This window comes from Rahnella perminowiae, assembly GCF_019049755.1.
GTDB lineage: Bacteria > Pseudomonadota > Gammaproteobacteria > Enterobacterales > Enterobacteriaceae > Rahnella > Rahnella perminowiae.
Genome location: NZ_JAFMOS010000452.1, coordinates 1 through 9984, shown reverse-complemented (window position 1 = coordinate 9984; position 9984 = coordinate 1). Strand labels below are relative to the sequence as shown.

Below are 9984 nucleotides of genomic sequence, written 5' to 3'. Positions count from 1 at the left end.
CCTTTAGGGGGGTTTACAGCAATAGTCGGTTTATATAACATGCATTTTAAATACATGTTATATAAAATTCTCACAGAGCCGGAGTTCACCATGCTTGATTCAGCCACTATCGCCACCGTTAAATCCACTATCCCTTTGCTCGCTGCGACTGGCCCGAAACTGACCGCACACTTCTATGACCGCATGTTCACACATAACCCCGAGCTGAAAGACATCTTTAATATGAGCAACCAGCGCAACGGCGATCAGCGCCAGGCGCTGTTCGATGCCATCTGCGCTTACGCCGCCAATATTGAAAACCTGGCGGCGCTGCTGCCTGCCGTGGAGCGCATCGCGCAGAAACACACCAGTTTTACCATTCAGCCTGAGCAATACAATATTGTCGGGACTCACCTGCTGGCAACGCTGGATGAAATGTTCAGTCCGGGCCAGGAAGTGCTGGATGCGTGGGGCAAAGCCTATGGCGTGCTGGCGGATGTGTTTATCAACCGTGAAGCTGAAATTTATCAGGACAGTGCAGAAAAAACCGGTGGCTGGCACGGTACGCGTGAATTCCGTATTGCCGAAAAACAACCGCAAAGTGAGCTCATTACCTCTTTCGTGCTGGAGCCTGTCGATGGTAAACCGGTGGCGGACTTCAAACCGGGGCAATATCTGGCGGTGTATATTCGTGATGCTTCACTGGAGAATCAGGAAATCCGTCAGTATTCCCTGACGCAGGCACCGAATGGCAAAAGCTACCGCATCGCGGTAAAACGCGAAGGGCAAGGTGCGGTGTCCAACTTCCTGCATAATTTCGCGCAACCGGGCGATATTATTCATCTCGCCGCCCCGCACGGTGATTTCTTTATGGACATCAGCGATATCACGCCGGTGGCGCTGATATCCGCCGGTGTCGGTCAGACGCCAATGTTAGGCATGCTCAACACACTGGCACAGCGCGGACACCCTGCCCCGGTTCAGTGGTTGCACGCCGCGGAAAACGGCGCGGTGCATGCGTTTGCCGGTGAAGTGAAAAACGCGCAGGAAAGCCTGCCGCAACTGGAACATCATGTCTGGTATAACCTGCCACAGGCTGATGATTTACCCGGAGAAGATTTCCAGTATCAGGGACTGATGGATCTGAGCAAAGTCAGCGGGTCACTGAGCACCCCGGACATGCATTTCTATCTGTGCGGACCGGTGGGCTTTATGCAGTTCGTCGCCAGACAACTGCTGGCGATGAACATCAGCGAAGCTAACATTCACTACGAATGTTTCGGCCCGCATAAAGTGATTTAATCCCTGCACGAAAAAAAAGGCTGACACAGAATGTCAGCCTTTATTATTGCTGCGTCAGCAGGTATTAAGGACGACGGCGACGCATAAAGAATAAAGCAATCAGCAGGATAACCACCAGCCCGGCAATGCCCATTCCCCAGTGCGCCAGTTCCAGCAGCGGCGAAGGTTTGCCGCCTGCACGCAATTCTTTCACCCGCTCCGGCGTAACTTTCGCCTGATCGTTGCCAAACTGCTGCAACAGCTGATTGCTCAGCGTAGCGACCTGCGTATCAGACAGTAAATGCTCAAAGGCCGGCATCGCGACATCTTTGTTTTCCGGCCCGCGCTGCACGCCATGTAAAATCGCCATCACCAGATTGTCGCTGTTCAGATGTCCCAGCGCAGTGTTATTCATCAGCGACGGCAGGCCACCGTCTTTGCTGCCACGCCCGTCGGGCTGATGGCAACTGGCACAATAACCGTCATACACCTGCCAGCCGGTCATTTTTCCGGCGTCAGCCGGACGCGGAACGCCACGCAGCGTATCGACATAATTCGCCGGTGATCCGAACTGATCGGCGGCTTTCGCCTGTCCTTCCTGACTGACCGGTGTGGTTTGTTTCAGCCAGACGGCTATCGCCTGCAAATCGCTGTCGCTCAGATGGCTCAGGCTGTGGTCAATCGCTTCAGCCATCGGCCCTGCCGCCTGCGCCTTGCCCGGTGCGTGACCCGTTTTCAGGTAACCGGCAATTTCATCCGTGCTCCAGTTGCCAATACCGCTGACCGCATCCGACGTAATGTTCGGTGCAAACCAGGTGCCCAGACTGCTGCCGCTCAGCGCTTTATCGCCCTGCTCTGCCATCAGCGCATTACGTGGCGTATGGCAAGTGCTGCAGTGTGCGAGTGCTTCGCCAAGATAGGCCCCCCGGTTGATCTGATCGCTTTTCGACGGATCGGCTTTAAACGCCCCTTTTTCGAGGAACAACAAGTTCCAGCCCGCCATCGACAGACGCACGTTGAACGGGAACGGCAATGCTGTCGGCGTTGATGGCACATCCACCGGTGACACACCCTGCATAAAATAAGCATACAACGCTTTCATATCGTCATCGCTGATTTTGGCATACGAGGTGTAGGGCATCGCCGGATACAGATTCGCGCCATCGCCGCGCACGCCGTCGCGCACTGCATGTTCAAACTGTTCCAGCGTATAATTACCGATACCGTCTTTTTTAGAGGGTGTGATGTTGCTCGAATAAATGGTGCCCAGCGGCGTCGCCAGCCCGAGGCCGCCGGCAAACGGCTTGCCACCTTCGGTGGAATGGCATGCCACACAGTCTCCGGCTACTGCGATATATTCGCCTTTCCTGATCAGCGCATCCTGCTCCGGCGATAACGCGGCGTAAGCCGTGCCCGCAGTCAGGCTCAGGCCAAAGGCCAGCAACGCGCCCGTCAGACGTTTGTAAGTGAAACGGTTCAGAGTCATGTCAGTCAGCCTATAGCGCAGTTTTGGCAAGATGATCAGCGGTACGTAATGCCAGCGCAACAGCGGTCAGCGTGGAATTGACCGTGGCCGAGGTTGGCATCACGCCGGTACTGGTGATGAACAGATTTTCATGGTCATGGGTGCGTCCGAATGCATCTACCACAGAATCTTTCGGGTCATGACCCATGCTCATCGTGCCGGTGATGTGCTGGTTGTTGCCGTAAACGCCCGGCTTACTGAAGCGTAAGTTGGTGCCCCCCATCAGTCGGGCAATTTCGGTGTATTCCTTCACCGCACGCGCCATACCGCGATGCACATAATCATCCATGTGGTAAATCGCTGCCGGTTTCGGAATACCCAGTTTGTCTTTTTTATCGCTGAGAATGATGCGGTTATCGTAATTGGGCAGCTGTTCCATCACGTTTTTCAGGCTGGTCTGGTGCGACGCCCGGCGACGAATTTCGTTATCCAGACTGATGCCGTAGACGCCTTCCGCCAGCAAATCCTGCGTGACCGACTGCACCTGGGAAGAGTTGGCGATATCGATACGGAACGAGGCGTAATCTTTACGGAAATCGCCGTCGCGCAGGCTGTTGATTGAAGCCGGGCTCATCGGCCCGCGCCCTGCCCACAACGGTTCTTCGGTTTCAAACGTCAGAGAATTACTCGGGTGATCCATCAGGTGACGCCCGACGGTGCCGGAACTGTTTGCCAGCCCGTCCGGATATTTATCACTGGCAGAAATCAGCAGCAGTTTCGGGCTTTCAATGCCGTTGGCTGCCAGAACGAAGTTTTTCGCCGTGACTTTATGCTCACCTTTATCCGGATCATAATAATGCGCGGCGACAATGCGGCCTTTTTCGTCATGTTCCAGACGGTAAACCACGGCGTTGGTAATAAGTTTTGCGCCCGCCGCCTCAGCAGCCTGCGCAGCGATGCCGCCGTGATATTGTGCGTCGATCGGGCAAATCGGCATGCAGTTATTGTTACCGCAACAGGCCGGACGTCCGTCATAGTTACGGCTGTTACGCGCGGTAGTGTTAACAATCACGTCATAACCGCCAGGTGCCAGTCGCTCACGAAAACGCTGTTGCAGCCAGGATTCGGCGACCGGTTCCATCGGGAAGGGCTGGTTGCGCGGTGAGCCGTTGTCAGGTGCACCGGAGACGCCCATTTTCACTTCAGCTTCGTAATAAAACGGTTCCAGTTCTTCGTATGACAACGGCCAGTCACGCCCGACACCGTACAGCGTGTTGATCTTCATATCGTTTGGCAGAACACGCCACGCCTGTGCCGCCCAGTGCCAGGTGGTGCCGCCCATAATACGGATATATTCCGCCGGGAACGGATACGGCCCCTGCTGTTGCAGATAATCATTATCTTCCGGTTTATACACCGGATGTGGCGACCAGTCGGAATACGGATACGGCGACATAAAGTCTTTTTTACGCGGCGAATTACGGAAGTTTTCAGTCAGCGTTCCGCGGTCAATGCGCGGGCCGGACTCCAGAATAATGACGGAGATACCTTGTTTTGCCAGACGCTGTGCGACCAGCGAGCCGCAGATCCCTGAGCCGATGACGACGACGTCAGCGGAAAGTTGTTCACTCATTGCTTAACCCTTTTGGAACGTTATTTTCAGACGGGCTGTTTTGCCCAGGTACCGTAAGCGCCGTAGGCATAGCTCGGCGGATTGAGGTGATCGCGAACCGCAACATTCATCAGCGCATTTTCATACGCCAGACAAACGGCCTGTTTACCCTCACCGACCACCCCGAGATACCACGCCTGAAGGATGCTGCGCGGCAGTTTCGCCAGCGCAGGCTGCTGTGCATCCAGCGTTTTTTGCAGATCAGCGGCGTCAATATGATTCGCCGTGATAAATCCCTGCAACGCCTGAACCTGTGCGGTGAAGTCCGGGTACAACTGCAACATCGTCTGGTAATAACGTTCAGAAAGGGCCGGATCTAACTGTTCGTGACCGGTCAGATACAGAGAAAGTTGGGTGAAATCCTGTTTTGCCTGAGACAAACCGGCAACCGGCGCGGCATAGACCGGGCTGAGCAGCAGCTTATTCATCAGCGGAACGGAAAGCGCCGCCAGTGCGCCCCCTAAAAATACGCGACGGGAAATACGTATGGGTTTTTCTTGTTGTGACATTGCAAAGCCTTTTGAATGGGCGTGAAAACCACGATCAACGGAGATCAATCCACACCAGTGTTGGTTGCCGGATACTTTCACCCTGAATTATTTTAGTGAGTGATTACAACGTACCTGACAAGTTTTTCTAACTGGTATAACAACAAGTGTGATTTTACTCTCACTTTTTCAACGAAGTCACAATAAAAACCCTTCAACCTTCACAAAAAACTAACAAATAGCATTTTTTGTGGTGATCGCCGAACAGGGTTTTTCCGTCTACGGAACAAAAGCGGGTCATCGAAACAGAATAAACAGAGGGTTGGGTGTGATTTGGTTAAAGAGTGATTGGTATAACAAGATGGGATCAACAGGGATAGGAAAGGGAAAATACAGGGCGGGTAACCGGCAATTACCCGCCCTGATAAAACATTAAATCGCTTCTTCGTCCTGCTCCCCGGTACGGATACGGACCACTCGTGCCACATCAAACACGAAGATTTTACCGTCACCGATTTTACCGGTCTGCGCGGTCGTCATAATGGTTTCCACACAGGTATCCACGATATCATCTGCCACGACAATTTCGATTTTCACTTTCGGCAGGAAATCGACCATGTATTCCGCACCACGGTAGAGTTCGGTGTGACCTTTCTGACGGCCAAAGCCTTTCACTTCGGTCACAGTCATCCCGGTAATCCCGACTTCCGCTAATGCTTCACGGACATCGTCGAGTTTGAATGGCTTGATAATCGCATCAATCTTTTTCATGGCGGACCCTTATAATCATTCGTTTGCTCTCCGCCTTCCTGCGCGGCAGCATGGTTCACAATCTGGTTTCGGATGCCTGTGGCATGCGAAGGCGCTAAAGGTATCATAGTTCAGCGGCAGGAATGTACCTCAAGCCTCTGAAAGTAAATTCCCGTTACTCTTTAAAATCGGTCGCTTCTAACGCATGGCGGGAGAGCAACTTATAAAACTCGGTGCGGTTACGCCCGGCAATACGTGCCGCCTGCGTCACATTACCTTTGGTGATTTGTAATAGCTTACGCAGGTAGTTCAGTTCGAACTGATTCCGCGCATCGGCAAACGTTGGCAGTGCGGTGTTTTCTCCTTCCAGTGCCTGTTGCACCAGAGCTTCGCTGATCACCGGTGCAGAAGTCAGCGCCACGCATTGCTCGATAACATTCACTAACTGGCGCACATTGCCCGGCCAGCTGGCGACCATCAGTCGTTTGAGCGCGTCCGTAGAAAAACTGCGCACAAAAGGTTTATGTCTTTGCGCCGCGACACGCAGCAAATGATTGGCCAGCAGCGGAATATCTTCTGATCTTTCACTCAGCGTTGGCAACTTCAGGCTGACGACGTTAAGGCGGTAAAACAGGTCTTCGCGAAATTCACCCTTCTCCATCGCTTTCGGCAAATCACGGTGTGTTGCAGAAATAATGCGTACATCCACATCAATATCCTGATTGCTGCCCAGCGGACGCACCTTACGCTCCTGCAGTACACGCAGTAATTTCACCTGCAGCGACAACGGCATATCGCCGATTTCATCAAGGAACAACGTGCCGCCGGTCGCCGCCTGGAACAGCCCCTCACGATGGCTCACCGCGCCGGTAAACGCGCCTTTAGCATGGCCGAATAACTCGGATTCCAGTAACTGTTCCGGTAAAGCGCCGCAGTTAATGGCGATAAAAGCTTTTTTGCCGCGCGGGCTGGCAGCGTGAATGGCCTGTGCCAGCACTTCTTTACCGGTGCCGCTTTGGCCGTTAATCAGCACACTGACATCAGACTGCGCCACCATATTGGCCTGTTCAAGCAGACGCAACATGATCGGGCTGCGGGTAACAATCGATTCGCGCCAGCTTTCATCAGCCGACGGACTGGACTGCGCCAGAGCTTCATCGATAGCCTTATACAGCGCATCGCGGTCAACCGGCTTGGTGAGGAATCCAAATACGCCCTGCTGGGTAGCGGCGACCGCATCGGGAATAGAGCCATGCGCGGTCAGAATGATCACCGGCATGCCTGGCTGGAATTTTTGGATTTCGGCGAACAGCGCCATGCCATCCATTTCATCCATGCGCAAATCGCTCAGCACCAGATCAATACGTTCGCGGTGCAGCACACGCAGCGCTTCAGCACCGCTTTCGGCGGTGGTGACACGAAAACCTTCGCTGGTCAGGCGCATGCCCAACAGTTTTAACAGGCTGGCATCGTCATCAACCAGCAATAAGCTGGCAGCTTTACGTATCGTCATTTTACGTTCTGATCCTTAGCGGGCGGCACGTAGGTTTCGGCAGGTTTGACCGCATTACCGGAAGCTGCCTTCACAGGCGTGCTGGTATCGTTATCCGGCAAATCGCCCTGACTCTGTTTGCGCGAGGAAAGCTGGCGCTCAATATCGGTCAGGTTTTCCAGCTTACGCCGCATATCCGTAAGATTATTTTCCAGCACCTGTTGTCCGGCGGTCAGCGTCTGAATTTTTTCTTCATTCAGCGCCTGCTGGCGGGCATTGCGGGCTTTTTCATCCCCCAGTACTACCTGCAGATTCTGCCGTTCACGCCATAACTGTACCAGCGGGCGAATCGAGCCCGGCATCTGGCCGCGGTACTCGCTGACTTTCGCCAGCAACGCGCGACGCTGCTGCTGATCGGGATCCGCACCGGAAAGCAGAATGCTTTGTTTAAACACCCTTTCCCACTGGGTTGCCGGGATCTGCTGCGCCTGATAACGCGCCTGCGCGTCACTCATCCGGTCAGCACAATCCATCGCCCGTAACCAGTACAGTGAATTGGTCATCGCGTCGCTGTCGTCCAGCGCCCAGAGCGTTTCACAAGGTGCAATACGAAAGTCGATCACTTTGCTGTCTGGCACGATCTGATCGGAAACTTGCTGATAATAATGGTTATTGCCGGAATGCGGCACGCAGCCTGCCAGCACCAGCGGTGCACCCACTAAGACCACCCGGCAGCGTAACAGCGCATACAAACCGCTTAAAAATTTGATCATTATTCATTCTTCTCAGCCGTCAGGGGCAATTCAATACGGAAACAAACGTCCGCATCCTCAACGGCAACCAGTTGCAGCTCTCCATGCATGCGACGAATGCAGTCCTGAGCAATACTCAACCCCAGACCGCTGCCTTTTACAGCCCCTTTTCTCTGCTGGCTACCCTGGTAAAAAGGTTCAAAAATCATCGCGCGCTCGGCCTGCGGGATCGGCATTCCGGTATTCGCCACCTCGATCATCACCCGTCCGTTTTCGTGCCGGCTGCGGACCCAAATAGTACCGGATTCAGCCCCGTAGTGCACCGCATTGGAATAGAGATTATCCAGCACCCGTCTCAGTAAAGTCGGTTCTGCCAGACACCGGGGCGCTTCGATCGTCACTTCACTGCGGATTTTTTTTGCGCGGGCAGGCAGGCTGTTAGCGGTCACAACGTCGTCCACCAACGCTTTAAGATCAACAACCACACTCAGCGTCGGTGCATCCGCCAGCTTGCGGTTGTAGTCGAGCAGTTGTTCAATCAGCGTTTGCAGGTGGCGGCTGCTGTTATTAAGAATAGCCACCACTTCTTTCTGATCCGGCGTCAGCCGCCCGGCCACTTCATCCGCCAGCAGCTCGGTGCCTTCACGCATACTGGCGAGCGGAGTTTTGAGTTCATGAGAAATATGACGCAGAAATTCGTGGCGTTGTGACTCCAGCCAGGCAAGACGTTCACTCAGCCAGACGATACGCTGTACCAGCGAGCGGATCTCCCGCGGCCCTTTAAAGCGGGCCACATCCCCCAGATTGCGCCCTTCGCCCAGCCGGTTGATCATCCGCTCGACGCCTTTCACCGGCCCGATAATCATGCGGGTGAACAGCACCACCAATGCGCCACTGAGCAGAAAAAGCACCAGCGCCTGCCAGCCAAAAAACTGGCCGCGTTCGGCAATCGCACGCTGAAGTTGCTGTCCGCGCGAGAACACCACTTCCCGGGTTGCCTGAACCATCTCAGCATTAGTGCGTGAGAAATTTTCCAGTCGTGCAGAGGAGTCTTTATCCGGTGAGTTATTCAGACAGGTTGGTTGTGTCAGTTGTGTCAGCAAAGTGCGCAGCGTCTGGTAATAGCGCAGATCCGGCAGCACAGACGCATGCGCATCCAGCAACTGGGCATATTGTTTGTGCTGATTCTGATAAAGGCGGGAAAGCGTCGGATCGTCGAGGACACAATACTGGCGATAGCTGCGTTCCATTTCCAGCGCAATGCCGGACATCGATTCACTACGACGCGCATCACTGAGCGTGGTGCGGTTGATACGCGCCGCCTGCCGGCTGAGCTGATCCAGACTGTCATAAGCCTGATAAGCCAATACCAGTAACGGCAGCATCACCAGCAGGAAAGCCATTAAGACCAGCTGACGTAACGAACCGGGGAATAAACGTCTTCTTTTCAACGCATTCATCTCATTTACCACAGATAAAGTCATGCTAGCGGACAACGGTTTAAACAGCCAGTGTCGTCGGGGAGGTTAACAAGATGGGGAAACAGGAGAGACAGACGGCGAAGGGTTGGCCTGCTGAATATTCTTCAGAAAATTCAGCAGGCCGGAAAAGGTGGTGCCTCACTCAACGTGTCGTTCGATGCTTGATAACGTGCTTGCGCAACGATTATCGGTCGGGTGAACGATAGGCACCGTTTCTTTGGCGTCATTCGGACATTATGAGCATATCAACGCTTTCGCGTGAGCCAATCATAATCAGGTGAATGAGCAACTGCTGCAATCTAGCAGGATATGTGCCAACTTTAAAGGAAAATATTCAAGCGTATGAATTTTAATAATTTTTATTTTAAAAATATTTCAAGCTTCCTCATAAGGCGCAATAATCCGTTGGAAAAACACCCAAGGTGTCGCTGAATCGCAACAGTATCCCACCGCGTAAACCGAATCGTTAATTATCAAACAGTTAAATGTCTCCAAATGGAGACAACCCAAAAGGCTATTGTCGCTATTTTTAGACACATCCTGTCAGGAGTTAATGCCGGCTTTTTTGCTCAGCAGCTTATCGCTGCACATCGCCGGGCCTGAGCCGGCCGGTAAGGCCTCCAC

8 protein-coding genes are annotated in these 9984 nt (G+C 53.5%); 1 reads left to right on the top strand and 7 read right to left on the bottom strand.

The genetic code is table 11. From position 1 onward, the window contains the following. Nucleotides 1-90: 90 nt before the first annotated feature. Nucleotides 91-1281, top strand: a complete 1191-nt coding sequence (gene hmpA, locus J1785_RS07740; RefSeq protein WP_129955111.1) for an NO-inducible flavohemoprotein — start codon at nt 91-93, stop codon at nt 1279-1281. 64 nt (nt 1282-1345) lie between these two features. On the opposite strand, the gene J1785_RS07735 is transcribed toward hmpA, so the two are convergent. From J1785_RS07735 to J1785_RS07705, 7 genes are all read right to left on the bottom strand, one after another. Further along, entirely contained in the window at nt 1346-2746 is a 1401-nt protein-coding gene (locus J1785_RS07735) for a cytochrome c (protein WP_129991677.1), read from the bottom strand. A 10-nt stretch (nt 2747-2756) separates the two neighbouring features. After that, nucleotides 2757-4358 (bottom strand): GMC family oxidoreductase, encoded by a 1602-nt coding sequence (locus J1785_RS07730; protein WP_129955109.1) that lies wholly within the window; start codon nt 4356-4358, stop codon nt 2757-2759. Between the two features lie 26 nt (nt 4359-4384). Continuing rightward, on the bottom strand, nt 4385-4906 hold the full coding sequence (locus J1785_RS07725; RefSeq protein WP_129955108.1) for a sorbitol dehydrogenase family protein: 522 nt from the start codon (nt 4904-4906) through the stop codon (nt 4385-4387). Nucleotides 4907-5317: 411 nt separating this feature from the next. Beyond that, complete coding sequence (gene glnB, locus J1785_RS07720) at nt 5318-5656, bottom strand: nitrogen regulatory protein P-II (RefSeq protein WP_013574351.1); 339 nt, start codon at nt 5654-5656, stop codon at nt 5318-5320. A gap of 154 nt (nt 5657-5810) precedes the next feature. Then, on the bottom strand, nt 5811-7148 hold the full coding sequence (gene glrR / locus J1785_RS07715) for a two-component system response regulator GlrR (protein WP_129955107.1): 1338 nt from the start codon (nt 7146-7148) through the stop codon (nt 5811-5813). Continuing rightward, complete coding sequence (gene qseG / locus J1785_RS07710) at nt 7145-7900, bottom strand: two-component system QseEF-associated lipoprotein QseG (RefSeq protein ID WP_129955106.1); 756 nt, start codon at nt 7898-7900, stop codon at nt 7145-7147. The genes glrR and qseG overlap by 4 nt, the downstream gene beginning before the upstream one ends. Further along, nucleotides 7900-9339, bottom strand: coding sequence for a sensor histidine kinase (locus tag J1785_RS07705; protein WP_129955105.1), 1440 nt, complete (start codon nt 9337-9339; stop codon nt 7900-7902). The genes qseG and J1785_RS07705 overlap by 1 nt, the downstream gene beginning before the upstream one ends. Nucleotides 9340-9984: the final 645 nt, after the last annotated feature.

What these genes read in the sequence shown, in the direction of transcription:
- hmpA (WP_129955111.1), top strand. Translation starts at nt 91, where the DNA reads ATGCTTGATTCAGCCACTATCGCCACCGTTAAATCCACTATCCCTTTG.
- J1785_RS07735 (WP_129991677.1), bottom strand. Translation starts at nt 2,746, where the DNA reads ATGACTCTGAACCGTTTCACTTACAAACGTCTGACGGGCGCGTTGCTG.
- J1785_RS07730 (WP_129955109.1), bottom strand. Translation starts at nt 4,358, where the DNA reads ATGAGTGAACAACTTTCCGCTGACGTCGTCGTCATCGGCTCAGGGATC.
- J1785_RS07725 (WP_129955108.1), bottom strand. Translation starts at nt 4,906, where the DNA reads ATGTCACAACAAGAAAAACCCATACGTATTTCCCGTCGCGTATTTTTA.
- glnB (WP_013574351.1), bottom strand. Translation starts at nt 5,656, where the DNA reads ATGAAAAAGATTGATGCGATTATCAAGCCATTCAAACTCGACGATGTC.
- glrR (WP_129955107.1), bottom strand. Translation starts at nt 7,148, where the DNA reads ATGACGATACGTAAAGCTGCCAGCTTATTGCTGGTTGATGACGATGCC.
- qseG (WP_129955106.1), bottom strand. Translation starts at nt 7,900, where the DNA reads ATGATCAAATTTTTAAGCGGTTTGTATGCGCTGTTACGCTGCCGGGTG.
- J1785_RS07705 (WP_129955105.1), bottom strand. Translation starts at nt 9,339, where the DNA reads ATGAATGCGTTGAAAAGAAGACGTTTATTCCCCGGTTCGTTACGTCAG.